Source organism: Neobacillus niacini (assembly GCF_046591715.1).
Lineage (GTDB): Bacteria > Bacillota > Bacilli > Bacillales > Cytobacillaceae > Neobacillus > Neobacillus niacini_L.
In genome coordinates this window covers 400,760-427,040 of record NZ_JAWVNQ010000003.1, presented here as the reverse complement: position 1 = coordinate 427,040, position 26,281 = coordinate 400,760, and the positions used below count along the sequence as shown (strand labels likewise).

Below are 26,281 nucleotides of genomic sequence, written 5' to 3'. Positions count from 1 at the left end.
TTTTAATTCATTACAGTAAAATTATGTAAGGGTATTCTTTACCATCATATCACAGTTAAATAATTGGTTCATTGTTTATACGAAACTAATCGTAAAATGTTTCATAAGTAAGAAAAAAAATAGTTCTTTTTGTCCTAGAGAAAAAGATATACACTTTTTCCTAGAGAAAAAGGAGTTCACTCTTTCCTAGAGAAAAAGGAGTTCACTCTTTCCTGGAGAAAAAGGAGTTCGCTTTTTCCTAGGGAAAAAGGAATTCGCTTTTTCCTGGGTATTTTCCTCATTTTTCACCTTTTTCCCTGTCCTTACATATTATTGGAGTACCACATATAAGTAGGTGACTTCATGAGGTTCATATATAAGCGGCCAAGAATGGAAGATGTCAGCGAGGAATTAAGTATCATTATGGAATTAATGGTCTCAAAAACCTTTGTTATGATTGATTTGTTCTGGTTATGCTTACTTTTCACTCTGTTACTTTCTCCCGTTCTTGCCAGTGTTAGTATGTCAATTTTATTTTTTTGCGGCTCATTTGCTTTGTTCAATTTTATCTATTTTTATTTCTTTTATCCTTATATAAAGAAAAGTTAGCTTTTGCGTGATAATGTCTGAAGGAAACCACTAAGTATCTCTTCACCTGCAGCAACGCCGAGCTGGTTTGTCAGCGTAAGATCCGCTGGTCCCATGACTTTAAGCAATTCTCCATGGCTTGGGACGAATCGATAGGTGCAGTTCTTTAGAAATTCCCAATCTAGAACAGAATCACCAGCACCCGCTACGAGATCCATTCCTTCTCGGTTACAAATATATTCAAGTGCCTTCCCCTTGCTTATAGGAGTTGGAATGAAATAGAGTTTTCTTCCTTGAATGCTCGTTTTCCAGCCATTTTGGGATGCAAGCTCACGGATTTCTTTAAGTTCAGATGAGTTCGGAAGGCAATTTAATATGTAATAAAAAAATAGATTTTCCGCCTGCTTTTTAACCCCATCAAATATAATTCCAGTCTTTTTCAAGGCAAAAAGTAACTCACTTTCAGGTATACATCCATTCTGCAATTGAAGTGTTAATTCTTCAGACCAATCCTTCAAAGGTTCCCCTTTAAATAATATTTGAGCTCCATTTGTTGTAATTGCATATTTCAATGGTATCTCTTTCTCAAAGATTACAATTCTCTTAAATTGCTCCGTTGTTCGAGTTGTAACTGGAATAAATAAGCTATTCCTGCTGACTTCTTTCAGCAAGGTTAACGCGTTATCTGTCATATAGCCAGTCCAGGTTCCATTATGGAATTCAATTGGCTTTAATACTATATTCTCTGGAATACCGAATTCATCGAGTGCCCGATTGGAATAGATCAGTGTTCGATCAAGATCTGATGCGGTAATCATCTACTCGTCCCCTTAACTGATTTAATTAAGCCCATGCATAAATAGTTCATTTGGTGATAAGGAACGACCTCAACATTTTTTTCTTTAGCGAGCATTAGAATGTGTTTCACGTAAGGGCTGGAAGGGTCGCGCATTAAGATTTTCCAAGGAACTCTTCGGAGAAGAACACGTGTAGTCTCGCCGACTCCCGGCTTTATATAGTTCGTATTTGTGATATCAAATTCAGCCTGTATGGATTTCACATCCTGCATACCCAAAAATTCAGTTTTAATCTCAACATATGCTCTTTTAAGTGCGGTTTCCTCAGCCTCCGCCATAATGGCTGGAAATTCAGAGGCAATTATTTCGATATATTCATTGGAGACATCACTTGATAGAAACTCCCGGTAAAATTTCGCACCGTGAAAATCCTTTTCACCAATATATTGAGTATTTAATACTGTCCGGCTGACAAGACCTGAGACGGTCGAATTTAAACAAGCACTTGGTATCAAAAAGTCCTCTCGTGTGCCATAAAGCGTGGTACAATGGCCAGGATCGGCTATCACAGCAAGTGTATCATCCAGTCTAATCTGATACTTCTCTTCAAACTCCCGGCATGCTTTGGTAAGTTCAAGCGAAATCGCTCCCTTTCCTGTCCAGCCATCCACAAATTGAATATTTCCTCTAGGATGGGCTGAAAGGATATAGTGAAGCGCATTTTCATCTATGCCTCTGTCACGGATAATCGAAATACTATAATGTGGTAATGAAACGCCGTAGCGTAAAAAAATATATCTTTTAATCAAAACTCCTACAGGTGTTCCTGCCCTCGCCAGGGAAACCAAAATGGCTTGTTTCCCCTTTTGACGATAGATTTGCTCTGCTGCTATCCCCACACATAAAGCTACCTTTGTTTTGTAATCGCTGATCGTACTCCAAAACAAATCTACATATTCTTTAGGCGGCTGGTATTCAATCGGCAGCGATTCGCTGTAATGCTGACCGGATTGAACCCTCAATTCCCGGTTAAAGGTAGAATCCTCAAGTTCAATATCACTTAAATCCTTTAATAGAAAAAGAACATCTTCTCGAGAATAGCTTCCTATTTTCGCAGGCTGATTAGTTATGTTCGACATTCTTTTCACTCCTTTTAATGCGAGAAAAAGACAATTTTCACCGACTTTATCTGTAATTTCGCTAATTGTTTTAATAACGGCTGAATGTTCTCAGCAGGTACCTCTCTTTCAAAAAAAACAAAGAGTTCATCATATTCCAAAGGAGGTATATTGTAAACAAAATGTGCAACATCTAAGTCCTCTGGATTAGGAAAACCAATTCCATGCTTTGCCCCATAGCCTTCGATATTTTGAATGAAAATTGGGCTCCTAGTCGTTGACTGATAGTATACGTTACTGCCCATCTCTGCCGATAATTTCATTGGGATATACATGAATTCTCCAGTTCCTAAACAAAGAGTTTTCCTTCCCGTCCTATGTTCTCTTAATATATTTGCTGCAGCACTTATTTTACTATGAAGCACCTTATTATCATGACTATCTGTACCAAAGCGGCCCGTTTCTGTAATAAGAGGAGTTGTATTATTGATGGAAGAGCATGCCTCATCAAAGAAAGCTGATAATGAGATTTCTTCAATTGAAGGTTCAATTCCAGCGTATGAATTTAATAGCACTTGTTCTGGAAGTTCCCCAATCTCTTCTACTTTAACCTTGCCACTCAATAAACTTACGATGTTAATCTTAATCCCAAGTGTAGATTCTAGTTGTGCAAACTGTTGTTTATTTTCATCTGACCGCCAATCCAAAATTGATACAACACTGTATTCCTTCCTTGGAAACTGAGCATGGATGGATTGGATAATATTTATGGCTGTTTTTCCGGTAGTCATTTCATCATCTACTAAGATGATTTCACGATCATTATTAATCATCTCAAGCGGTATATAGCAGCGATGCGAGGTAGCGTGAGAATGCTCTTCTTCAAAGGTAATACTAGGTGTTAAACTGCCAATTTCTTCTCTTGTCGTATGGAAAAACTCTGCGTCTATAAAGCAATCAAAAAAAGCATGCCCAAGTGCCGTCGCAGTTTCAGCAAATCCGATAATAACTGGTTTAGCAGAATTAGGGATAAAAGCCGTACTTTGAAACTGCGGTTTATTCTGAACAAAAGCATTAATTAATTCATTTGTAACCTGAGTATCAAGCCCTTTTAATGTTTCAGCATATCTTGCTGCAAGTAATGCGGCTGTTAACAGACCTTTTTGTGGATGAATGGGCAAATGCTTCCCAAGAACTTTACTGACAAATAAAAATGAGCGTTTTTTATTAATTCTTGCTGCCATTGTAAACAGTTCCTCAAGAGGTAACTGATACGGGTTAGCAATAATTTCAATGTCTACGTTGATCGCGTCAAGAATGGTATGAGTATACGTCTTTTTTGATAAGGTCGATATTAGTGTATCCTTCATGCAGCACCCCGAAAAGCTGAGATTTTAATAGAATTTTTTTAGCCCAATACAAATGGGGCTTAATTTCATTCATTTTATTGGAAAAATGACTCTTTTTCACACCAAGTTCACCATTTGCTGATTCCACAATCGAACATGCATCGATGTATTCTTCATACGTTACAACATTGAGGGCCTGGACAGCTTTAATATGAGTAGGATGGATAATCGTTTTACCCGTTATCCCATTGGCAATATCCATTAATACCTCTCTGATAAGGCCATCCATGTTTTGGTCAATTAGTTCTGCCCGCCATTTCAAGCCTTCGTCACCATATCGTTCGCGGAAAGGAGTTTGCCTTAGCTGCGGTTTTAACATTCTTGGTTTTGAGGAGAAATACTCCCAAACTGGTCCTGAAATTACGTAGGGACTATCTGAGCGTTGAAACACATTAATAATATCGGCAATGCAATCTCGTAAAACAGCAATCTCGTAAACCGTAGTATCTACACTTCTCCGGATTCCATATAACCCTGAGAAATCCGTCGCCCCAATCCGAACATTCAATATATTATTTTTATAGCGATCGAGGAGCTGTTTAATTGCCATGAGTTCTGTCATTCTAGTCTCTTTTTGTATTATTTTATCACTTTCAAGTATTGGCATGGCATAAAAAGGCTTGTATTCTGTATGTATGTTCACAACCTCTGTTAATATAGCGTCACCAGTATCACCATTAAATTTCGGTAAAACCACACCCGTCAAAAGTTCAATGGCACTCCCTAATCTCTGCTTGATTCTCTTTAACTGCTCTAAATTTCGAATCCGGATAAACAGAAGCGGCAGATCGTCAATTGTGATATAGCTTTTTTTGAATTCACCATATAACTTAAGCAATTCCTCTGTTAGCAGTACTTCCGCTCTCTCAACTTCAATATCTCCAACAGCATCCTCTAGATCCATAACCAGCGAAGTTAATCCTTCATGCTTTTTTGAGAGGAGGTCTTGATGAATGTTTGGACGAGTTGCCGGCATATATAATGTTGCACCTAGACCATAGGATAAAAGTTCCCGATCACTGTACTTGTTAAAGTCCTTAGGCGTTTGAAAAAACAACGCCTTTAACTCATTTTCATAAAAATAAGTAAAATACCTCATTCACCATAACTCCTTTAATAAAAAAGAATGGGGACTGACTTTTCGTCTGTTCCCCATTTTATGTCGTACACTGCTAATTATGATTCTTTGCCGACTTCTTTCTTTTTGTTCATATAATGAATAACGAAAGTAGCTCCGAATGTAACTAATATAATAATAAAGAATACCGAATGCGGCAGGTGAATACCGAAAACAGCGATAAGCATTTTTGCTGCAATTAATAATATTAATACATAAGCAGATGTTTCAAGCTCAGGCACCCGGTCAATTAATTTCAAGAAAACACCGGCAATACCACGCATCATTAATACTCCCAGCATACCGCCGACTAATAATACCCAAATTTCTTCGCTGACACCAAAGGCTGCAAGCACACTATCAACAGAGAAAGCAATGTCCATTAATTCAACTGCCACAACTGTTCCCCAGAAGGTTCCAAATAGTCGGATTAAAAGACCGGTTTGGTTCATACCATGAGCTTCTTCCTCTTCATTTTGTGCTGCTTTACGTTTATCCATGAAATACTTAATAGATAACCATGCCAGATACCCTGCACCAAGAATCTTAACCCACCAGAGTTTAATTAAGAATACCCCGACCCCAATGGCGATAAAACGGAAAACATATGCCCCTAATAATCCATAAAAAAGTGCTTTCTTTCGTTTGTCAGGTGGTAAGTGTTTTACCATTACCGCTAACACAAGTGCGTTATCCGCGGAAAGTAATCCTTCTAGAATAACTAGTGTACCAATTAACCCCCAAGCAACAGGGTCTGTTAAAACTTGCCCCCACATTTCCCAGTTAAAAAATTGTGCATAAGTATCAATAATTCCCTGCCAAACAGACATAAAAAAAATTCCTCCCGGATTTATATGATTTTTGTTAAAGACCCAGCAACAGCTGGGTCTTTATTCTAGTTGTTATCCTACTTGTAAACCAAAGTCTGTAGCAAGAGCTGCTAGGCCGCCTTGATAGCCGCTGCCAATTGCGCTAAACTTCCATTCGCCATTATGACGATATAATTCACCAACAACAACAGCAGTTTCGATAGAGAAATCTTCTCCTAAATCATAGCGGATTAATTCCTCACCATTTGCTTCATTGAAAATACGAGCATATGCATTGGATACTTGACCAAAGTTTTGGTTTCTAGCAGCTGCGTCATGAATAGTAATCGTAAATGTAACACGCTGGATGTTCGCAGGAATTGCTGATAGGTTGATATTAACTTGCTCATCATCACCGTCACCTGCTCCAGTACGGTTATCACCAGTATGTACAACTGCACCATTTGCACCTTGTGGATTATTGTAGAACACAAAATCTGTTTCGTTTGTAACCTTACCATTTTCGCCTAATAAGAAAACGGATGAATCTAAGTCGAAATCATTACCGCCATCATACTTATTTGTATCCCAGCCTAAACCTACTACTACATTTGTTAACCCGGGATTGGTTTTTGTTAAGTCTACTTTTTGTCCTTTTGATAAACTAATTGCCATTTTTACATTCCTCCATTTTAGGTAATAGTCTATATACGAGATTTTCTAGAAAAGGTTTCAAAATTATAATAAAACTTTTTCCTTCTTTTACGCAAATCTTTAACTCATCCATTTAGGCGGTGTATTTTTAGCCCAATAGATGGCTCCCAGCTCATGATGACTTTGAAAGTCGTCATGATAGGTATGATAATGAAAGTTAAACCAGTAGCCTGCTTGCGGCGGGTTATCTCTTCTTACATGGAAACGCAGAATATCATTTTTGGTATCACTGTTTTTGATATTAAAGATTTTTTCTGATTGACCTTTGCCCGGAGACTCCGTTATGGATAAGTTTACTAAGTCCTCAGTTGGGAACTGTGCCGCTGTTTCCTGTAGTGCTTTTTCTATATTAGGCAGGATAATTTCCCTAAATTCATTTTCTATGACCGGCTTAATTCGCGTCCCAAATTTCTGATAAGACTGCTGCTCAGCTTGTTTAAGTAACTCCCTTACAATCCCTTCTCTATCTACACGCGATTCTTCTAAATAGCTGGCTTCTCTAGTTGATATCGATTCAAATATATCTCTCTCATTAGGTTTCTCAGCATTAACGCCATTTATTAATTGAGTCGGTGTAATAAGACCAAATGTTAAAAGTGAAACTAGTACGACAACTGATTTACGAATCCACTTATTCATCTATTTTCCCCTTTTGTACCTGGAAGAATTCAATTAATTTTTCCGATTTTTAACGCTTACTAATGATTATACTTCTTTTGCAGGCAAAATGGAAAAATCATTACCTATAAATTAATAGAAAATTCTCATTTCTCTAGGATGCCAAAGTGAAATTTTGCTGTTTTTCTTCGAAAAACGTTAAATCCATACTTTTCAAACCTTTTACTTTTATAGTGGTCCTTTAAAAGAACTCTATATTTAGTAACTCTATACGCTTCGTCTATCATTTCTTTGTTTAAGTCTTCATGCATAGCTATATATCCTAATGCCTTAATTCCATCTGATTCAAGAATTGATTCATCAAACATCGGATCAAAATAAACACAATCATAGGATTCATCAGGCAGAGATTTTAAGTATTCAAGTGCTTGGCTGTGAATCACTTGAATACTTGCCATTGCCTTATTCATTTCTGGAACTTCCGTTTTCCACGTCCTGAGTCCTTCTTGAACGATGAAAGCCAAATATTTCTGACCCTCGGTGCCTGTCACCCGACCCTCATCACCAACTAAATAGCTTGCGACAATCGAATCAGAAGCGAGTCCGAGGGTGCAGTCTAGAAAAGTCATACCATTGTTTAGTTGTGCGGCATCAGCAAATGGGTCATGTTCACCGTTTTTTAAGCGCTTGATCCGAAACATAGCAGAATTTGGATGAAAGAAGAAGGGGTGCTGTGCTTCCTTGTGAAATAACTCAAGTCTTTCCTTTCCCACTACTATACATTCACTGTTTGTTTCTTTTTGGAGGAGAAGGATGGATTTCTTTTTTCTAGCTATGTAGGGAATGTTTAATACTTCTGCTGTCTCCATTGCTTTTTCAATCATTTGCTGATTGGTTCTTCCTGCTGTCGTAACAAACATGATCTTACATTACCTCCAAAAAAAAGGACGTCGAAATGACATCCTTTTAACAATTGGCTTCAAATGCAGCCTTTAAATTATCCATAATAGATTCCATCGGCATGCCTTCAATATCATGTCGCGGGATAAAATGAACCACTTTATTTCCTTTTAATAATGCCATTGATGGAGAAGAAGGTTCAATTCCTTCGAAATACTCACGCATTTTTGCTGTTGCTTCTTTATCCTGTCCAGCAAAGACGGTAACTAGATGTTCTGGTTTTTTATCACTAGTTAAGACGCTCTGAGTTGCTGCTGGTCTTGCTAGTCCAGCTGCACATCCACAAACCGAATTTACAACAACAAGTGTAGTACCTGTTGCATTTTCCATATAGTTTTCTACTTCTTCCGCTGTTGTAAGTTCTTTAAATCCTGTTCTTGTTAGTTCCTCACGCATTGGCAGTACCATTTGTCTCATGTATTCCTCATATGCCATTGACATTATAAAAACCTCACTTTCTATATTTGCAGTTTACTATATCTCATTTGTTATGTGCAATTTAGTTGTCTGTTTTACGCGCCTCCGTCATTTGTTTCCAGACCGAACCTTTTGCTGCCTCGCCGCCTTGTATTCTTTCAATTGCCATTTTTATTTGCATGCTGACCTCAAACTCAGGATCATCTTCGGCTGCCTTTAAAGCTGGCAATGAACTTTCATCGCCTACTTCATACAAAAACATCGCAGCTCGCCAGCGGACTAATTTGCTTGCGTCCTGCAGTGCTTTTGACATTTCTTCACTTGCCTCAGGGAAACCAAGGTCTGATAAGCAGTCACCGGCAGTCCTTCTTACCGTAACGGTCTTATCTTTTAATGCTTTATATAAATACGGCAGGACACTTTGGTCTTTAATCATCCCTAAATAAACAGTCGCAAGTCTGCGGATGGATGGCTTTTCATCTGCTAAGGCTTTTTCTAATATAGGCAGGTCGGAAATATCGGGATCATCCATTTGTTCTAGAAGCTGATAGCGAACCTGCCAATCGGGATTGTCTAACGATTCAAGAGTTACCTTTTTACGTTGTCGTAATGGCCTTGAAATTGCAGCAGCATCAGTGGATTGGGCTTTCGCTACAAGGTCCTCGAGCCTTTCAGCTGGATAAGCCGCTATTAATTCTTCCACTACCTCTTGGCCAATACTATCAAATTCTCCATATCTGACACCCTGATTGTCCCATCTGCGGAGCAGGATGTAATTTTCATCCGGAAGCTGCGCACGTTCTCTTGCTTTTAGAAAGTTTTCCGGCATTCCGAATCTTTTCTCTGTATTCCCATCTGTCAGTTTTACCTGAAGAGGAATGTCTTTAAACATTTGGACTTCCACCTTGATTTCACCAAAGTGTTCATTTGGGTTGTTCTCGGCCTCAGCTCTATGTTCCTTTGTTTCTCCAAACGCATGGCGGACTTGCGGCAATAAATCCTTCCAGTCAAACTTCGCATTTCTTTCAACTGCCAAAAAATCTGCTACATGATATACACCCTTGATTCCCTCAATTTGAAGGATATTTTGGATAATAACAGGTGCATTGACTGCTGTATCGTTTTTATAATTATGGCTTTTTCCCATTGGCAGTTCTTGATCTAAGATAATTTTCATTGTATTTGGGCTTGGAGTTGGTTCGATTGCCTTAATTTTCATGTACTTCACCTAATTCTTTAGTTTCTCTTATACAAGTTTAACATAATGATTATATTTCATTCTAGGAATTGGTCTTAGGTGTTTCAATGGTGGCGGCTTTAACTTTTTCGATAAAAAAAAGTACGTCAATGACGCACTTTTCTACTCGCTTTCAGCTAATTCAGCCAGATATTCCCATCTTCCGATCAAATACTCTAGCTTTTCGTTTAGTTCTGTTTCTAATTTCATTAATTCCTGTGCTTTTGTGAAGTCACTGCCGGTGTTTCCCATTTCTTCGGCAACTTCCTCTAAGCGGGCTTCTGTTTTTTCGATCAAATCGTCAATTTCTTCCCACTCTTTTTTCTCTTTAAAGGTCATCCTTTTCTTTTTTTCCTTTTCAGGAGCTTTGGTCTGTACAGGTGTACTAGCAGCACTCTTTTTCGCTTCTTCCGCAGATTCTTTTTCTAGGTATTCGCTGTAATTTCCATAGAAAGAATCAATCCTGCCTTCTCCACGCAAAACAAGAAGCTGGTCAACCACTTTATCAAGGAAATATCGATCATGAGACACAGTAATCACAACGCCAGGGAATTCTTCAAGATAATCCTCTAGAACCGTCAATGTTTGTGTATCTAGATCATTTGTCGGCTCGTCGAGCAGAAGAACATTGGGTGCCGTCATTAACAGCTTCAATAAATATAAACGGCGCTTTTCTCCGCCCGATAATTTGCGGATTGGTGTTCCATGGGAGAATGGCGGGAATAAAAAACGTTCAAGCATCAGTGCCGCAGACAGTGTTTTCCCATCTGATGTCTCCACCACTTCAGCTGTCTCCTTAATGTATTCAATCATCCGCTTATTCTCATCCATATCCTCGTTTTCTTGTGTATAATAAGCTATTTTCACCGTCTGCCCCATAATGAATTCACCTTCATCAAGCGGCAGCTTTTTAGCAAGAACATTTAATAACGTTGACTTTCCCGTTCCATTTCGGCCGATAATCCCCAGGCGGTCGCCGGGCTTCACTAGTAAATCAAAGTGATTCAGGATTGTCTTCGCCCCGTATCGCTTTGATGCGTCCTTGAGTTCAAATACCTGTTTCCCAAGTCTGCTACCATTTAGTGAAATATCAACTCGTTCACCTGTCGGCTTCCCGCCTGCAAGCTTATCTTCCAGCTCATCAAAACGCTGAATCCGTGCTTTTTGCTTAGTCGTCCTTGCTTTGGCGCCGCGTCTCATCCACTCAAGTTCTCGTCTAAAAAGATTCTGCCTTTTTTCAAAGGTTGCAGCCTCATTTTCTTCACGGATGGCTTTTGCTTCTAAAAATGCGGCATAATTTCCTTTATAGCTATAAAGATTGCCGCCATCTAATTCGAACATTCTATTTGCAACGCGATCTAAAAAGTATCGGTCATGTGTGACAAGCAGAATCGACCCACTGTATCTGCTCAAATAATCCTCCAGCCACTTAACAGAGTCAAAGTCAAGGTGGTTCGTAGGCTCATCAAGAATCAATAAATCAGGCTCAGCAATCAGAACTTGCGCTAACGCGACACGTTTCTTTTGTCCGCCCGAAAGCTCCCCTATCTTTTTCGTGAAATCCTCGATTCCAAGCTTCATTAAAATCGACTTGGCGTTTGTACTTGCATCCCAAGCATTTAAAGCATCCATTTGCTTTTGCATTTGGAATAAATCTTCTTGAATGTTTGTATCATTAGGAGCTGTATTTAATAACAAAAGCGTTTTTTCGTATTCACGCATTAGTCTAAGAATAGGTGCATCACCATGAAATACTTGTTCAAGAACTGTTTTTTCTGCATCTAAATCTGGCTGTTGGTCCAAAAACGCTATACTGTAGTCCTTGCCTGTAATAATTTTTCCGTCATCCGGCTGATCCAAGCCAGCAATAACTTTTAGTAGTGAGGATTTTCCCGTTCCATTTATTCCGATTAAGCCGACTCGCTCTTTTTCACCAATTGTAATGGAAATATGATTAAAAAGCCGCTTTTCTCCATACGTTTTCGTAACATTCTCTACTGTGAGCATCTTCATCGGTCTTGACCATCCCATTCTAGGTAAAATTGTTCTAAGTATTGCTCCATCATTTGATGCCGCTTTTCTGCCATGTTCTTCGCTGTATCTGTATTCAGTAAATCTTTTAATTTTAATAATTTCTCATAGAAATGATGAATGCTGGTTGATTTACCTTTTCGGTATTCTTCGAGACTCATTTCTTCTCGAACATTAATAGCTGGATCATAGATGGGCTGTCCTTTTTTACCGCCATAAGCAAAAGCCCTGGCAATTCCTATCGCTCCAATTGCGTCTAATCGGTCTGCATCCTGTACGATTTTTGCCTCAATCGACTTTAGCTCCGTTTTCCTTCCGCCTTTATATGAAATACTCTCTATAATTTGAACAATAGCGTTCTGTGCTTCATCCGGTAGTTCAATACTTTGAAAAAATAAATCCAGCTTTTTCTTCCCTGCTTCTGCGCTGTCATTTAGCTTTTCGTCCGGAATATCGTGTAATAAAGCTGCCATTTCAATAATAAATGGGTCACCTGCTTGCTCTTCGCTGCATATATGTAAAGCTGCCCGTCTCACACGGTCAACATGATACCAATCATGTCCTGTTGCGTCTTCGCCTAATTCATTACGGACATAAACTGCCGCTTTTTCAATCATTTGTTTAGTCATATAGAAACACCTTCCTTCACCCCTGATATTTTACCATGAAAAACAAACAAAAAATAACCCCGAAACAATTCGGAGTTATTTTTTGTTTGCTTGACGGCCGCTTTTTTTCTGGCTTTGCGATTTTGTGTTACCTATTGTAAACTCGCTGCCTATTTCGATATCATTTTTTTGGTCTTGTTTTTCAATTTGCTCACGCGTCATATTCGAATTTTGTCTTCCCTGCTTACTAATGATGATTACCCCCTTAACTAAAATGAACTGCCATTTTAGTATGCTCATTAGGGAATAAAGTTATTTCAGTCCATTATGCCAGCTGATGCCAAGTGTATTTTCGCCCGCATGAACACCAATAACAGCACCAAGCGGACAGCAAATCACCTTTAACTCAGGATATAATTTCTCTATTTCCTCCATCCATTCATTTGCAGGCTCAGGGTGGAGACCATAAAGTATATAAACTTCCTTGAACCGATGTTTTTCATAAGAAGATTTTAGGTAATCAAGGATTTTTTCCTTTGCCTTCTTATCACTTCTCACTTTTTCCTTTGTATTGAGAGCACCGTCTTCAATTGAAATAATCGGCTTTACATTCAGCATACTTCCTAAAAAGAACTGTAATCCAGACATCCTTCCACTCCGATGAAGCTGCTCCAAACTGCCTATTAAAACATACGTCTCATTTGTAGTCTTTAACGTTTCTAATTGATCAATTACCGATTCAATACTATTCCCTGCTTCAACCAGTTCCATCCCCTTTTTTAATAATGCGGTCATTGGCGCAGTAAGAATATTGGAATCAAAGGTTGTAACAGGTAACTCAACTAGCTTAGCTGCCTGTTCACTGGAGGAAACTGTACCACTTAACTTCCCTGATATTAGGACGGCTACAATTTGGTCATAATCCCTGGAAAGCTCCTCGTATAATTGCTGGAAAACTCCGACTGCAGGCTGTGAAGTTTTGGGCGGGGACTTTAACTCCTTTAATCTCGCATAAAGCTGCGCCGCACTCAAATCAATGCCATCAGCAAACTCCTCGCCATCAAGTAAAATCGTTAATGGAATTGTATACAAATCAGGATGATTCTTTAAATCATCATCTAAATAAGCAGTACTGTCAGTAACCCATGCCGTTTTAACCAATGTAATCTCCCCTTTAAATTGGTATGAGGTCTTAATATCTAGTCAAAATAATCGTACCTTGAAATCTAAATATTGTAAATAATTTATACAATAAAAAAACCGGCTAAAAAATTTTTTAGCCGGCCTTTAAAGTGATTATTTACTGATTTCAAGCAGGTAGGATTCCAATTGCTGAATTGTTGTGATCATAAAATCAATCAATTCAACGAAGTCGTCCATCAGATCTTCACCAATCAGTCTGTCAAATTCAATCGATATACAATTACTTATGAGTGCTTTTGAAGGAGTAATTGTAACAGATTGACAAATTTCTCTTGTTTCTCCCCAAATTTCTGTGAGAATCCAGCTAATTTCCTTTAATTGTTGTTCATCGGAAATATCTTTATGAAAAAATTGAAGTCTTAATTTGCATCCTGCTTGTGTCGAAGAAAGCGCATCAGATAATAGCTCCGCTGCCAGGTTAATCATATCGGAGTTAATTTCCATTTTGGCAGTAACTTGATTTCCTTTAGCATCAGGTAATTGAAAATGGACATCAAAATTTCGCGACATTTTTGCCATGTTTATCTGATCGTTGCGATCAATGATAACGATTTTTCCTGCTAGGTCTAAATCGTAAAGCGCGCCCTCTATGACTACCTTCATATTATCAAAAGCAGTTGGATCAAACATTGACTCACCTCATTTATTAAAACAAACCTAATGCCTTGCCTTTCTCATCTACATCCATATTTAAGGCTGCTGGTTTCTTTGGCAACCCAGGCATGGTCATAACTTCTCCCGTTAGAGCCACAATGAAACCAGCCCCAATCGATGGTTTAAACTCCCTGACATTCACCGTAAAATCTGTTGGTCTTCCTAGTTTCGTTGGATCATCAGATAAGGAATATTGTGATTTAGCCATACAGATAGCTAAATTAGACCAGCCGAATCTTTCATAATCCTCCAGTTGTTTCTTTGCTTTTGAAGAGAATTCTACATCCTTGCCGCCATATACCTTTTGGACAATTGTTCTTACTTTTGATTCGAGTGAATCAGATAAATCGTATAAAGGCTGAAATTTATTTTCTTCCTTTTCAATCACGGATAGAAGTGTTTCTGCTAATTCAACTCCACCGGCACCGCCATTTTCCCAGACCTCAGTTAATGCAGCGGGAACGTCCTCCCGTTTACACCATTCAAGCAGGGTTTGAACTTCTAATTCGGTATCGGTAATAAATTTATTAATCGCTACGACCACTGGTAAACCAAAGCTTTTAATCGTCTCGATATGTTTTTGCAGGTTAGCGAATCCCAACGTAAGTGATGCGATGTTTTCCTTCGCCAAATCAGATTTTGCCACCCCTCCATGCATTTTTAATGCTCGGATGGTTGCAACAATTACCACGGCTTCAGGTTTAATACCCGCACTTCTTGCTTTAATATGTAAAAACTTTTCTGCTCCTAAATCTGCGCCAAAACCGCCCTCTGTAATGACATAATCTCCTAGCTTTGAAGCGGCACGAGTAGCAATTACACTATTACAGCCGTGCGCAATATTGGCAAAAGGGCCGCCATGAACGAGTGCAGGTGTATGTTCAATGGTTTGAACTAGATTCGGTTTCACCGCATCCTTTAACAACAATGTCAGTGCGCCTTCCACGCCAAGGTCCCCAACCGTTACAGGTTCCTTTTTATCATTATAGGCCACAACCATACGTGCTAATCGTAATTTTAAATCTTTCAAATCTGTTGCCAAACATAGAACGGCCATAATCTCTGAGGCAACGGTAATATCGAAGCCATCCTCACGAGGAACACCTTGAAGCGGTCCTCCAAGCCCGATAACAACCTTTCTTAACGCACGATCATTTAAATCAACTGCACGTTTCCAGACGATGCGGCGCTGATCAATGTTGAGTTCATTTCCTTGTTGAATATGATTATCCAATAGAGCTGCTAGAGCATTATTAGCCGTTGTAATCGCATGCAAATCACCAGTAAAATGCAGATTGATATCTTCCATCGGTAAAACCTGTGAATAACCGCCGCCGGTAGCGCCGCCTTTAATTCCCATCGTCGGACCCAAGGAAGGCTCTCTAATGGCAATAATCGCTTTCTTGCCAATCTTTTTAAAAGCGTCACCAAGACCTACTGTTACGGTAGATTTCCCTTCACCCGCAGGCGTAGGATTGATGGAAGTAACAAGTATGATTTTCCCGCTTTTATTTGATTCAATGTTTGATAGTGCCTCATAAGAAATTTTCGCTTTATATTTTCCAAAAAGTTCGAGGTCATCTTCCGTTAAACCAATACTTTCCGCAATCTCAACTATTGGCTTCATGGTTGATTCTTGTGCAATTTCAATGTCGGACTTAACTGATGTTTTCATTTGCAAAAATGATCCCCCGCATTCACATAGAATAGTAAACCTCTTATATTGTATCAAATCCCTGATTTATTTCGTGTATTATTTTTCACAACAAATTATTCTTTTCTGAATTTAGTATAATGTTTATAATGTTAATGACCGAATTTTAAAAATATACTATATACTAAATGTAACGTAATAAAGGGGGAGTGCACCTTGCCTATTAACATTCCAAAGCTGCTGCCAGCTAGAGAAATTCTTGAACATGAAAATATCTTTGTCATGGACGACGAACGGGCAATTCGTCAGGATATTCGGCCATTAAAACTACTTATCTTAAATTTGATGCCCGAAAAAGAAAAGGCAGAGACCCAGCTCTTAAGGCTATTGGGAAACAGCCCGCTGCAAGTAAATGTTAAATTCTTAAAAACCAATTCGTATGAATCCACACACACGAGTAAACAGCATCTGGAACAATTTTATACTACTTTTTCAGAGGTCAAAAATCAAAAGTATGACGGTATGATTATTACTGGTGCCCCGGTTGAACTTATGGAGTTTGAACAGGTAAAGTACTGGCAGGAACTCACTGAGATCATGGACTGGACCAAAACCCACGTCACTTCTACCCTGCATATATGCTGGGGTGCACAGGCTGCCCTATTTTATCATTATGGAATTGATAAATTTGAGCTTTCTCGTAAATGTTCAGGTATTTATGAGCATCGGATTTTCGAGCAAAATGATTTACTCCTGCGTGGTTTTGATGATCATTTTTATGCTCCCCATTCTCGATATACAGATGTATCGGTTGGTGAAATTCATGAAAACCCCGAGCTGACGCTGTTAGCAGCTTCAGAGGAAGCAGGCGCTCTGCTGATTGCATCCCGTGACCGAAAACATGTGATGATTACCGGACATTTGGAATACGAGTCTGATTCCTTGGCTCAGGAATATAATCGAGATATTGCACGAGGACTGGAAATCCATATTCCGGAAAATTACTTCCCGAATAATGATCCAACACAGCCGCCAATTAATCGCTGGCGTTCACATGGGCATTTGTTTTTCTCAAATTGGCTCAACTATTATGTTTATCAGGAAACACCTTTTAATTGGGATTAAGAAAAGAAGCATCGGGAGAATCCGGTGCTTCTTTTCTATTTATTTTTCAAAGTCATCGTTTAATTTTTGTTCTATATAGAAAGAATATCGAGCAAAGGGGGGAAACGTTGTGGAAACAGTCGTAGCACTGCATCGTAATCATTTTGGAGAAATTATCAGCTTTGTCACATCTGGGGGACGGATTATTTCTTATCAAAAGGCAGTAATGGAAGCGGCAAACGGCGCCATCAAAGGCGTCCAAACTATTGAAGACTCTTATGGAAACCTACTTCTAAGCCCCGAGGCTGAACAATCCTTTGACCAATATCCTGATTTGTTCTAATATTGGATGAAATAAATTTACATGAAGCCATTCTTAGTCAATTCTTCCATGAAATAGGTCTCATGATGCGGTTATGGAGCCCTTTTTAGCTAGGTTTTCTTTGAAAAGGGCCTCATGATGGGCTCATGAAACCCTTTTTAGGAAGATTCTCATCGAAATAGGCCTCATGAATGACTCATAAAGCCCTTTTTAGGAAGATTCTCATCGAAATAAGCCTCATGAATGACTCATGAAGCCCTTTTTAGTTAGGTGCTCATCAAAAGGGGCCTCATATGGTAGGGGTCATAACAAAAAAAGCACTTGGCTGCCGCCAAGTGCTTAGTCAATTATTCCGTTTCATTTTGTCTTTGTATTTCTTTTAATGCCTCTATCCTCGATTCATCTTCTTGAAAAAATTGAACGAGGTCAACGATTCTTTCAATCGAATCCCAGCTTAAGTGGTGCTCAATTCCCTCTACATCATTATAAATATTTTCATCTTTTACACCGATTATTTTTAGAAATTGTTCAAGCAAATCATGTCTAAATACAAGGCGTTTTCCAATCTTATTCCCTTTCGTGGTTAAGCTGAAGCCTCTATATTTTTCATATACTAAATATTCATCCTTGTCGAGCTTTTGAACCATTTTTGTGACTGAGGAGGGATGAACAGATAGTGCTTCTGCAATATCTGAAACACGGGCATACCCTTTTTCTTCAATTAACATATATATTTGTTCAATATAATCTTCCATACTAGGTGTTGGCATCCCGGACCTCCAAAAAAAATACTCTCTTAAAAGTTTACTATAGAAAAAAAATAGTGACAAGTTGTATTATCACTTTGTCACACTTTTAGCATTTTGTTCATCAAATAGAAACTTGATCCTTTTCTCCTGTTCATCTAGAAAAAGCCGGGCACTGAACGTTTTATCCTTATTGGTAAAACCTTCTATTACCTCTGTTTTCCCTTCAGCTAAGAGAAGTTTTATATTCTTTTGAGTAATGTTTTTTCCAAGGATTTTCTTAGATATAGTGAAATTACATTGATTTTTTTGATAGTTCGAACAGCCGTAAAAGCTTCCCTTATCAACGATAGAGCCATCACATTTTCCGCATTTTCCCAGCTTCGTACTGCCTTTTCCTTTTGTCATCTTTTTACTTGGAGTAAAATTTTCGCGCACATCCTCTGAAAATGCCCATGAAGCAGAATGCCCGACTCCTGAAGTAATCAAATGGGAAACCATTTTATTGGTTTGTTCCATGAAATTCTTTGGAGAAGCAGAACCCTCAGATATTTCTTTTAATTTCTGCTCCCATTTTGCAGTCATTTCCGGGGATGCAAGAATTTCCTCACCTATCGCGTCAATCAATATTCTTGCCTTAGCTGTTGCATATACTAAGTTCTTTGTGACATCAATATATTTTCGGTCCTTCAGCATAGTAATAATACCTGCCCTTGTCGCCTCCGTACCAAGACCCTCTGTTTTAGACAATATTTTTTCCATTTCCTTGTCTTCAATATGCTTGCCGGCGGTCTTCATTAACGTGATTAACTGACCTTCAGTATAGCGCTTTGGCGGCTGTGTCTGACTCTCTTTTACATCAACCTTTGTCGTATGGCCCTGTTCCCCTTCTGTTAATAGAGGAAGTGCCGGTTCATCCTCTTTTTCCTTTTGCTTGATTACCTTCCGCCAGCCTTCGTCGATTTGGACCTTTCCCTTCGATTGGAAAACTGCCCGTCCATCTACTAAAGTAGTAACTGTTGTATATTCTGCAATCGCTTTTGGATAATGCGCGGCAATTAAACTTGCTACAATGAGATCATATAGTTTCTTTTCGTCTGGGTCCAATCTTTCGACATTCGGAATTTGTTCGGTAGGAATAATCGCATAGTGATCTGTGACTTTTTTTTCGTTTACATAACGCTTGTTATCGCCAATTGATTCGATTGGCAGCGGGAAAAACTTATCATAACCATTGATTTGGCTTAATTTAGTAAGTATTTCTGGAAATGTATTTGCTTCTTCTTTCGTTACATACCGTGAGTCCGAACGTGGATAGGATACATTTCCCTTTTGATAAAGTTTTTGCAGTACATCCAGTGTTTTCTTCGGTGAAAATTTATATCGTTTATTCGCCTCAGCCTGCAGAGCTGAGAGATTATAAAGTAACGGTGGTAAAAATTCTTTTCTTTCCGAAATCACCTCTCTGACTTCCGCTGGCTTTTCTCGGCAAAACGCAGCAACCTTCTCAGCCATTTCCTTTGTCTTTACCCGAGTTTCTCCATCATTCTGCCACTTTCCAATATATTTCTTGCCCTCAATATTAAATTGTGCAATTACTTCCCAAAAAGGTTCAGATTTGAAGTTCTCAATTTCCAATTCTCTTTTTACAATAAGAGCTAATGTCGGTGTCTGTACCCGTCCTACTGAAAACACATCTGAAAAGCCTTGTTTTTGCAGCAGCAAGCTATAAAGGCGTGAAGCATTCATGCCAACAACCCAATCTGCGCAAGCCCGGGTGTAGGCCTCAAAATATAAATTTCTTGTATAATCTTCATCTAATAATTTATTAAACCCTTCGCGAATGGAGTTAGCTGTTAAAGATGAAATCCAAAGTCGTTTCATCGGCTTCTTACAGCCTGTCATCCGCAGTATATTACGGATAATCAGTTCACCTTCACGCCCGGCATCGCCAGCATGGATAATTTCGGTTACCGCTGGGTTGTTTACCAGCTTTTGGATTACAGAAAATTGTTTTATTTTATCCTTTGTTACTTCATATTGGAATTGACTTGGGATCATCGGCAGATTATCCAGCGACCATTTTTTCCATCCAGGCTCGTAAGCTTCAGGGTTAACCAACTGGCATAAATGCCCAATTGCCCAGGTGATATAGGCACCATTTGGAAAAGTCTCATTTGGAAAAACTTCAATAAAACCATTTTGTTTTTTATTTTTAAAAATAGAAGCCAGTGTTGAACCTTGGTCTGGCTTTTCAGCAATAATTAATTTCATTACGATTGCTCCTTTTGATAAAGCATCCAGCATTCATTTTCCCACTTCATTTGTCTTTTTGTAAAGGATAAAAATATATCCATTAGTAGACCATTGATAAATATAGAAGGGAATTTAAACGGTAATTTGAGGAAATTGAGAATATAAAACTATTAATTTCAGGAAGGTTTTAGAGCGGATTGATCTTAAGGTGAAGTTAGAACAGAGGTAATGATCGTAAACATATCAACTCCTTTATATAGAGGATTCACTACCATTTTCCCACTTTTATCGTTATTCGTAAATGCAAAAAGATTAAAAGTATAAAAGGCGAAAACCACAGCAAAGTGCTGTGGTTTTTTGTACAAACATATTAATTTTCATGACAAACTTGGTAAAACCTTCTTGCTTTCTCTCTTAATTCAGTAAAGTCCTCTTCCTTATAGCCTTTTTTCCCTTTTACAATCGAGCTTCCCACGCCTAGTGCTGTGGCTCCTGCAGAAAGGAATTCCGATGCGTTGGTAATATCAATCCCTCCAGTTGGTACTGTAGGTATTTGCGGAAGCGGGCCTTTGAGATCTTTTATATAATTTACTCCCATAGTGCCAGCCGGGAAAATTTTCACTAGATCTGCTCCATTTTCATACGCAGTGAGAATTTCAGTTGGTGTGAGTGCACCTGCTATACAGAAGACTCCTGCTCTTTTGACAGTGTGTATGGTTTCTACATTAACAGTAGGTGTAAGAACAAACTTTGCACCTGCCTCAATCGCTTGATCTGCCATTTCTGGGGTTAGAACGGTCCCTGCTCCAACAAACATGCGCCCTTCAAACTTCCTGCTCATCTCATTGATCATTGTCAATGCACTTTCCGTGTTGAGTGTGACCTCAATCAGCCTGATTCCCTCTTCGTATAACGTTTGAAAGATTTGTTCTGCATCCTCTAATGCAATCCCCCGAACAATCGAAATAATCTTATGTTCTTTAAAGTGTTCTATTTTCATAGATTGTGCTCCTTTATTACCTTTCAACATCATCAGACGTTGAATTCATAAATTGAATTAATTGTACACGTTCTGGCAATCCTTCAATATCTCCTTTTACCTGCGTTGCAAGTGCACCAAATGCATTCGCCCTATGAACAGCTTCAGATAGTGATAACTTATCCAGCAGGCCAGTTAAAAAACCTGCTGCAAATGCATCTCCAGCACCAATTGGGTCCACCACCCTTTTAACGTCATAGCCTGGAATAAACTCTGCACCCTCATTGGTTACTGCACATGCTCCTCTTTCTCCGAGTTTAACTATCACTACTTTGGCTCCCAATTCTAAAAGCTTTTCACCTATTTCTTTTGCATCATTCGTTCCAAACAAGAATTCTCCTTCACCGATACCCGGAAGAACAATATCTGCTTGTTTTGCAATTTCAAGTAAGGTTTGGCGGGCAATACCTTCATCCCACAACGTCTTTCGCAGATTTGGATCAAATACAACCTGGACCCCATTTTCTTTCGCTATCTCTATCGCAGCCATTACTGCTAATTGACAAGACCTACTCAATGCAGGGGTGATACCCGATACAAATAGATATTTTGCTTGACTAATATATGACCTGTCGATGTCCTCGGGAGATAGACGACTGGCGGCCGAATTACTTCTATAATAGAAAACCCTTGTTTGATTTTCTCGTAAATATTCTTTAAACATTAAACCTGTTGGGGAGTCTTGATCTTCTTTCACAAAGGTTAAATCAATATTCTCTCCCCTTAAAAACATCAATAATCCCTTTCCAAACTCGTCTTGCCCTACCCTGCTAATCCAGCCTGCTTTATACCCCATACGAGATACGCCAATTGCCACATTTGTTTCGGATCCTGCAAATGATTGAGAGAACTGATTCGCATATCGCAGGTAGCCTTGCTTGTTTGGAGTAAACAGACCCATGGTTTCCCCTATTGTAACCACATCAAGCTTTTGTGAATTCATAGTTTTCTCACCACTCTGCAACCGTTCCGTCTTCATTACGCCAAACTGGGTTTTTCCAAGTATGACCAATCTTTGCCGCTTCTCGAACTTTCTCTTCATTCACCTCAACACCTAGACCAGGACCTTTTGGCAGGGATACAAATCCATCCTGATATTCAAATGTCTGAGGGTTCAAGATATAGTCTAATATGTCATTTCCTTTGTTATAGTGAATCCCTAAACTTTGTTCTTGGATAAAAGCATTTGGTGAACACGCGTCCACTTGCAGACAAGAAGCAAGTGCAATCGGACCTAATGGGCAATGTGGTGCCAATGCTACATCATAAGCTTCAGCCATCGCAGCAATTTTTCTTGTTTCTAGTATGCCGCCGGCATGTGAGACGTCTGGTTGAATAATGTCTACAATCCCTTGTTGTAAAAGATCCTTAAATCCCCAGCGAGTATACATTCTTTCACCTGTAGCAATCGGTGCAGACGTATAACGCGCAATTTCTTTTAATGCTTCATTATTTTCAGGAAGTACCGGTTCCTCAATGAACATTGGACGATACGGGTCAAGTTCTTTCGCAAGAATTTTTGCCATCGATTTATGAACGCGTCCGTGAAAATCGATGCCAATTCCAAAGTCACTGCCGCCAACTTCACGGACAGTCGCAATTCGTTCAATAACCTTTTCAACCTTAGAAAAGGAATCAATATAATGTAATTCTTCAGATGCATTCATTTTTACTGCAGTAAAGCCTGCAGCGATTTGCTGAAGTGCCGCTTCCCTGACATCGCTGGGACGATCTCCGCCAATCCAATTATAGACTCGGATTTTGTCTCGGCTTGCCCCGCCTAGTAAATCGTAGACAGGCGCGTTATAAAATTTCCCTTTAATATCCCATAATGCCTGCTCGATCCCTGAAATGGCACTAGTTAGAATTGGACCGCCTCTGTAGAAACCGGCACGGTACATTACTTGCCATAAGTCTTCAATTCTCATTGGATCTTGTCCAATGATATAGCTGCTTAACTCTTCAACCGCTGTTTTTACCGTATCAGCACGCCCTTCAACTACAGGTTCCCCCCAGCCAACAAGTCCATCGTCGGTCATCACTTTAAGAAATAACCAGCGTGGCGGTACCTTAAATAATTCTATACTTTTAATTTTCATCATGATCACCCTTTACCTTCATTATCAATTTGTTTAATATTTGAGTTGCGATTGGATGTTTTCCATATTGATTGATTAACTTCCAAGTAACGATAAGAACCGAACCTAATCCGTCTCGATGGTGGACAATTGAACCTCCATTTTGTCCTAGCCACCCTTGGAAATACCCCGCTAAAACAGTAGATTCCTCTGCAAGTCTAGGACTGCCAAACATGTTTATCGTTCGCTTCGTCCCCTCTTTTTTGTAATCAGCAAACGGGATTACATACTCCGGGAACAACTCAGAACCTTCCCAGCCAACTTCAGGATGAAGGGGTACACCATTAAACCACTCAGTGTTTATATAGTTCATAGATGATGCTCGCGGCCAGCTTTCACCTGGAGGCAGCTGACGGAAAGGATAATGACCATTTTCCACTAAATGATCTCCTGCCTCTGCTAAGAAAATTGCATGACCACCTTTATGAATATGTGTAAGAATTTTTTCATCCAGGTAATCTGTAACAACGATTCCATCTTTATTAAGCTCATTCGTTACACTTATGCCGTTTTTCACCAATTGCTTTGAGAATTCCTGCGGCAAATGATGAACATAAACGCTTGAGTCAGGCCTTTGTATAGCATTTTTATTGGTAAATGTGAATTCCTCCACATTTGAAGCAATAACTTCTCCATTGGACACTAGCATTAGGTTTAGTTTTGCGAACTCTGAGCGCTCGACCTCAGGAACCGTAATCGTAATTGCACCTTCAGTTTTCCAATATGTTTTTAAGTCCATATTAAAATGAATTTCGCCAGTTAAATTCTCATAGGGTTCTTGATGTTCATTAAAAAATTCCCATTTAATACTGATGTCATTTAAATGTGCTAAGTCATCAACCACTACGATCTCAAATTTTGCAGATTCCCCTGACCAAAGATTCTTATCTGAACTGTCAGCTAAAATACAAGTAGGACCGTTAAAATCTACCAATCTAGTAAATTCTTCTTTAGGCTCTCTCATAAAATCCAGCCAGCCATTTGTTTCCCATTCGATATCCGTGAACTCTGTGACAACATACCCAGCAATTTCTGGGCGCTTTCTCATTTCTTCAATTAATGATTTAACACCTCTAAACATCCTTTTCTGCGAGATTACAGATAAGCTGTCTAAATCACCCAATGCCTCTTGAATTCCAAATTTTGAATGGTTAGACAATGCTGTTGTTGGCTTTTTATAATCATCTTGATGGGTGCCATCTCCTTGATTCACAAACCACCATGGCTCTTTCCCTTTATAATAATCCCGTAGTTTCTCTATACTTGGTAATCCCCACATTCCGAATTCTGATACAAGAAGCGGCTCTCCATTGGACTTAAATCCAGTAACAAAATTCCGTTCACGCTGACCAATCACATATTCATCAAGATCATTTTCCCATTCTTTGATTTGTTCAGGTAAAGCAAAATAGCGATGGTGATCATTGATATCTGTTTTAACATGAGTCCAGCCGCTATTGTCACAATACAATCTTGTGTAATCCCAACTTTTTACTTCATCAAATAGTTTGGCAACATGCTCTTGTTTTTCTTTATCAAACTCAAGGTCCCACTCTAATCCCCATTCTTCATTGTAGATGGACCAAATAATAATAGAAGGATGATTGTAATCTCTTACCATCATTTCATTTAGTAGTTTCACAAAACGCTTTTGTGCTGTTGCCGTCCATTTCACATAATTTGGCGGCTCTGCCCAGATTAACATTCCAAGCCTGTCTGCCCAGTATAAATAAAGCGGCAGCTCTGCTTTAATATGTTTACGGAGCAGATTAAATCCCATATCCTTCGCTGCTTTTAATTCTTTTTGAATGTACTCAACAGACGGTACCGCATAAATCGTATCCGGATAAAACGCCTGATCTAATGCCCCTCTTATGTACATCGGCTCATTATTCAGATAGATCCGGCCATTCTTTTGCTCAACTTTTCGGTACCCAAATGTAGTTTGATACGAATCTACTATTCCCTCTGAAACTAACGTAACTTCTATTTCGTAAAGATAAGGTGTTGCTGGTGACCATTTTTTCATATCTGGTACATTTATTTTCGTTTTAAAATGAGTCAAGTTTGCTGCTTCTTGAAAAATTGGAAGAGTTGCATCCACCAATTCTAGAGTTCCTGAATAACTCTCATCTTCTCCCCATTGGTCTTCACGAAGAGAATGGCCATTAATAACAAAGTTCATAACGGTATGTTCAGTGATCTCACCAGCAACAAATGAACTGATTTCTAGACTACCCTGATCAATATCCGGTGTTACCAATACGTTCGAGATAAATGTCCTTGCACGCTCCTCTATTGTTACAGATTGCCAAATCCCGCTGACACGCGTATACCAGCTGCCCTGTTTGCCAATTGGAATTTCTGCATTTGCTTCATAATCATATACCCGAATAGCCAAGTGATTGTCTTCTTGGATAAGGGATGAATCTATAAAAAATTCAAATGGTGTAAATCCACCCTCATGTTCTCCTATATATTGACCATTCCACCACACTCGGCATGAATAATCGACGGCACCAAAACACAAATAATAATCACGGTGTTCATTTGAATTTATTTTCACTTGTCTGTCATACCAAGCCGCACCGTTATATGAAACAAGTTGACCACCTTCACGCTGCCAAATATGTGGAACTTCAACACTTCGAGCATTTGGAATATTGCCTGTATACCAAGACTCCAGTTCACCTATATTTTTTGGATCAATACTAAAATTCCAACTTCCATCTAAAGAATAAGTTTTCCGCATGCTGTTCCACC

25 protein-coding genes are annotated in these 26,281 nt (G+C 39.0%); 2 read left to right on the top strand and 23 right to left on the bottom strand.

Annotated features, from left to right (window positions below; genetic code table 11):
• Positions 1–584: 584 nt before the first annotated feature.
• The 16 genes from SFC47_RS12060 to SFC47_RS11985 form a co-directional block, all read right to left on the bottom strand.
• Positions 585–1,385 (bottom strand): hypothetical protein, encoded by an 801-nt coding sequence (locus SFC47_RS12060; protein ID WP_411254510.1) that lies wholly within the window; start codon positions 1,383–1,385, stop codon positions 585–587.
• Positions 1,382–2,503, bottom strand: a complete 1,122-nt coding sequence (locus SFC47_RS12055) for a cysteine protease StiP family protein (RefSeq protein ID WP_411254509.1) — start codon at positions 2,501–2,503, stop codon at positions 1,382–1,384. Before SFC47_RS12055 ends, SFC47_RS12060 begins: the two co-directional genes overlap by 4 nt.
• A 14-nt stretch (positions 2,504–2,517) precedes the next feature.
• A complete protein-coding gene (locus SFC47_RS12050) occupies positions 2,518–3,852 on the bottom strand; it encodes a phosphoribosyltransferase family protein (protein ID WP_411254508.1) in 1,335 nt (444 codons plus the stop codon).
• A complete protein-coding gene (locus SFC47_RS12045; protein ID WP_411254507.1) occupies positions 3,794–4,990 on the bottom strand; it encodes an HpcH/HpaI aldolase/citrate lyase family protein in 1,197 nt (398 codons plus the stop codon). The genes SFC47_RS12050 and SFC47_RS12045 overlap by 59 nt, the downstream gene beginning before the upstream one ends.
• Positions 4,991–5,067: 77 nt before the next feature.
• Positions 5,068–5,838, bottom strand: a complete 771-nt coding sequence (locus tag SFC47_RS12040) for a TerC family protein (protein ID WP_411254506.1) — start codon at positions 5,836–5,838, stop codon at positions 5,068–5,070.
• 72 nt (positions 5,839–5,910) lie between these two features.
• The gene (locus tag SFC47_RS12035; RefSeq protein ID WP_411254505.1) at positions 5,911–6,492 is read right to left on the bottom strand and encodes a TerD family protein; all 582 of its coding nucleotides are present in this window, start codon (positions 6,490–6,492) and stop codon (positions 5,911–5,913) included.
• Positions 6,493–6,591: 99 nt separating this feature from the next.
• Positions 6,592–7,170 carry a YpjP family protein gene (locus SFC47_RS12030; protein ID WP_411254504.1) on the bottom strand — a complete coding sequence of 193 codons (579 nt, stop codon included), beginning with the start codon at positions 7,168–7,170 and terminating at the stop codon, positions 6,592–6,594.
• A 125-nt stretch (positions 7,171–7,295) separates the two neighbouring features.
• Positions 7,296–8,069, bottom strand: coding sequence for a class I SAM-dependent methyltransferase (locus tag SFC47_RS12025; protein ID WP_411254503.1), 774 nt, complete (start codon positions 8,067–8,069; stop codon positions 7,296–7,298).
• Positions 8,070–8,115: 46 nt separating this feature from the next.
• The gene (locus SFC47_RS12020; protein ID WP_411254502.1) at positions 8,116–8,550 is read right to left on the bottom strand and encodes a BrxA/BrxB family bacilliredoxin; all 435 of its coding nucleotides are present in this window, start codon (positions 8,548–8,550) and stop codon (positions 8,116–8,118) included.
• A 58-nt stretch (positions 8,551–8,608) separates the two neighbouring features.
• Complete coding sequence (locus SFC47_RS12015; RefSeq protein ID WP_411254501.1) at positions 8,609–9,745, bottom strand: conserved virulence factor C family protein; 1,137 nt, start codon at positions 9,743–9,745, stop codon at positions 8,609–8,611.
• Between the two features lie 141 nt (positions 9,746–9,886).
• Positions 9,887–11,776, bottom strand: a complete 1,890-nt coding sequence (locus tag SFC47_RS12010; RefSeq protein WP_411254579.1) for an ABC-F family ATP-binding cassette domain-containing protein — start codon at positions 11,774–11,776, stop codon at positions 9,887–9,889.
• Positions 11,773–12,423, bottom strand: coding sequence for an HD domain-containing protein (locus tag SFC47_RS12005; RefSeq protein WP_411254500.1), 651 nt, complete (start codon positions 12,421–12,423; stop codon positions 11,773–11,775). The genes SFC47_RS12010 and SFC47_RS12005 overlap by 4 nt, the downstream gene beginning before the upstream one ends.
• Positions 12,424–12,498: 75 nt before the next feature.
• A complete protein-coding gene (locus SFC47_RS12000; protein WP_411254499.1) occupies positions 12,499–12,702 on the bottom strand; it encodes a hypothetical protein in 204 nt (67 codons plus the stop codon).
• Between the two features lie 12 nt (positions 12,703–12,714).
• Positions 12,715–13,563: a DegV family protein gene (locus tag SFC47_RS11995; protein WP_411254498.1), complete on the bottom strand. Its 849-nt coding sequence runs from the start codon at positions 13,561–13,563 to the stop codon at positions 12,715–12,717.
• A 135-nt stretch (positions 13,564–13,698) separates the two neighbouring features.
• Positions 13,699–14,235, bottom strand: a complete 537-nt coding sequence (locus SFC47_RS11990) for a hypothetical protein (RefSeq protein ID WP_411254497.1) — start codon at positions 14,233–14,235, stop codon at positions 13,699–13,701.
• A gap of 16 nt (positions 14,236–14,251) precedes the next feature.
• The gene (locus SFC47_RS11985) at positions 14,252–15,934 is read right to left on the bottom strand and encodes a formate--tetrahydrofolate ligase (RefSeq protein WP_411254496.1); all 1,683 of its coding nucleotides are present in this window, start codon (positions 15,932–15,934) and stop codon (positions 14,252–14,254) included.
• A 195-nt stretch (positions 15,935–16,129) separates the two neighbouring features.
• Here SFC47_RS11985 and metA point away from each other — a divergent pair, with 195 nt between their 5' ends.
• Together metA and SFC47_RS11975 are read left to right on the top strand one after the other, a co-directional pair.
• Positions 16,130–17,038 (top strand): homoserine O-acetyltransferase MetA, encoded by a 909-nt coding sequence (gene metA / locus SFC47_RS11980; RefSeq protein ID WP_411254495.1) that lies wholly within the window; start codon positions 16,130–16,132, stop codon positions 17,036–17,038.
• A 109-nt stretch (positions 17,039–17,147) separates the two neighbouring features.
• Positions 17,148–17,360: a DUF3892 domain-containing protein gene (locus SFC47_RS11975; RefSeq protein WP_411254494.1), complete on the top strand. Its 213-nt coding sequence runs from the start codon at positions 17,148–17,150 to the stop codon at positions 17,358–17,360.
• Between the two features lie 326 nt (positions 17,361–17,686).
• Here SFC47_RS11975 and mntR read toward each other — a convergent pair whose 3' ends face one another.
• The 7 genes from mntR to SFC47_RS11940 all read right to left on the bottom strand — a co-directional run bounded on the left by mntR (position 17,687) and on the right by SFC47_RS11940 (position 26,270).
• Positions 17,687–18,109 (bottom strand): transcriptional regulator MntR, encoded by a 423-nt coding sequence (gene mntR, locus SFC47_RS11970; RefSeq protein WP_411254493.1) that lies wholly within the window; start codon positions 18,107–18,109, stop codon positions 17,687–17,689.
• Between the two features lie 69 nt (positions 18,110–18,178).
• Entirely contained in the window at positions 18,179–20,359 is a 2,181-nt protein-coding gene (locus tag SFC47_RS11965; protein WP_411254492.1) for a DNA topoisomerase III, read from the bottom strand.
• Between the two features lie 185 nt (positions 20,360–20,544).
• A complete protein-coding gene (locus tag SFC47_RS11960) occupies positions 20,545–20,706 on the bottom strand; it encodes a hypothetical protein (protein WP_411254491.1) in 162 nt (53 codons plus the stop codon).
• Positions 20,707–20,711: 5 nt separating this feature from the next.
• A complete protein-coding gene (locus SFC47_RS11955; protein WP_411254490.1) occupies positions 20,712–21,341 on the bottom strand; it encodes a bifunctional 4-hydroxy-2-oxoglutarate aldolase/2-dehydro-3-deoxy-phosphogluconate aldolase in 630 nt (209 codons plus the stop codon).
• A gap of 16 nt (positions 21,342–21,357) precedes the next feature.
• Positions 21,358–22,323: a sugar kinase gene (locus SFC47_RS11950; protein WP_411254489.1), complete on the bottom strand. Its 966-nt coding sequence runs from the start codon at positions 22,321–22,323 to the stop codon at positions 21,358–21,360.
• 7 nt (positions 22,324–22,330) lie between these two features.
• Positions 22,331–23,479: a galactonate dehydratase gene (gene dgoD / locus SFC47_RS11945; protein ID WP_411254578.1), complete on the bottom strand. Its 1,149-nt coding sequence runs from the start codon at positions 23,477–23,479 to the stop codon at positions 22,331–22,333.
• Positions 23,469–26,270, bottom strand: coding sequence for a glycoside hydrolase family 2 protein (locus SFC47_RS11940; protein WP_411254488.1), 2,802 nt, complete (start codon positions 26,268–26,270; stop codon positions 23,469–23,471). Before SFC47_RS11940 ends, dgoD begins: the two co-directional genes overlap by 11 nt.
• Between the last annotated feature and the right edge of the window lie 11 nt (positions 26,271–26,281).

Coding starts and splice junctions, on each gene's coding strand:
- SFC47_RS12000 (WP_411254499.1), bottom strand. CDS start 12,702: ATGAGCATACTAAAATGGCAGTTCATTTTAGTTAAGGGGGTAATCATC.
- SFC47_RS12020 (WP_411254502.1), bottom strand. CDS start 8,550: ATGTCAATGGCATATGAGGAATACATGAGACAAATGGTACTGCCAATG.
- SFC47_RS12055 (WP_411254509.1), bottom strand. CDS start 2,503: ATGTCGAACATAACTAATCAGCCTGCGAAAATAGGAAGCTATTCTCGA.
- SFC47_RS12035 (WP_411254505.1), bottom strand. CDS start 6,492: ATGGCAATTAGTTTATCAAAAGGACAAAAAGTAGACTTAACAAAAACC.
- SFC47_RS12060 (WP_411254510.1), bottom strand. CDS start 1,385: ATGATTACCGCATCAGATCTTGATCGAACACTGATCTATTCCAATCGG.
- SFC47_RS11990 (WP_411254497.1), bottom strand. CDS start 14,235: ATGTTTGATCCAACTGCTTTTGATAATATGAAGGTAGTCATAGAGGGC.
- SFC47_RS11955 (WP_411254490.1), bottom strand. CDS start 21,341: ATGAAAATAGAACACTTTAAAGAACATAAGATTATTTCGATTGTTCGG.
- SFC47_RS11985 (WP_411254496.1), bottom strand. CDS start 15,934: ATGAAAACATCAGTTAAGTCCGACATTGAAATTGCACAAGAATCAACC.
- SFC47_RS11940 (WP_411254488.1), bottom strand. CDS start 26,270: ATGCGGAAAACTTATTCTTTAGATGGAAGTTGGAATTTTAGTATTGAT.
- SFC47_RS12005 (WP_411254500.1), bottom strand. CDS start 12,423: ATGACTAAACAAATGATTGAAAAAGCGGCAGTTTATGTCCGTAATGAA.
- SFC47_RS11950 (WP_411254489.1), bottom strand. CDS start 22,323: ATGAATTCACAAAAGCTTGATGTGGTTACAATAGGGGAAACCATGGGT.
- SFC47_RS12050 (WP_411254508.1), bottom strand. CDS start 3,852: ATGAAGGATACACTAATATCGACCTTATCAAAAAAGACGTATACTCAT.
- SFC47_RS11965 (WP_411254492.1), bottom strand. CDS start 20,359: ATGAAATTAATTATTGCTGAAAAGCCAGACCAAGGTTCAACACTGGCT.
- SFC47_RS12025 (WP_411254503.1), bottom strand. CDS start 8,069: ATGTTTGTTACGACAGCAGGAAGAACCAATCAGCAAATGATTGAAAAA.
- SFC47_RS12045 (WP_411254507.1), bottom strand. CDS start 4,990: ATGAGGTATTTTACTTATTTTTATGAAAATGAGTTAAAGGCGTTGTTT.
- SFC47_RS12030 (WP_411254504.1), bottom strand. CDS start 7,170: ATGAATAAGTGGATTCGTAAATCAGTTGTCGTACTAGTTTCACTTTTA.
- SFC47_RS12010 (WP_411254579.1), bottom strand. CDS start 11,776: ATGAAGATGCTCACAGTAGAGAATGTTACGAAAACGTATGGAGAAAAG.
- SFC47_RS12040 (WP_411254506.1), bottom strand. CDS start 5,838: ATGTCTGTTTGGCAGGGAATTATTGATACTTATGCACAATTTTTTAAC.
- mntR (WP_411254493.1), bottom strand. CDS start 18,109: ATGCCAACACCTAGTATGGAAGATTATATTGAACAAATATATATGTTA.
- SFC47_RS12015 (WP_411254501.1), bottom strand. CDS start 9,745: ATGAAAATTAAGGCAATCGAACCAACTCCAAGCCCAAATACAATGAAA.
- dgoD (WP_411254578.1), bottom strand. CDS start 23,479: ATGAAAATTAAAAGTATAGAATTATTTAAGGTACCGCCACGCTGGTTA.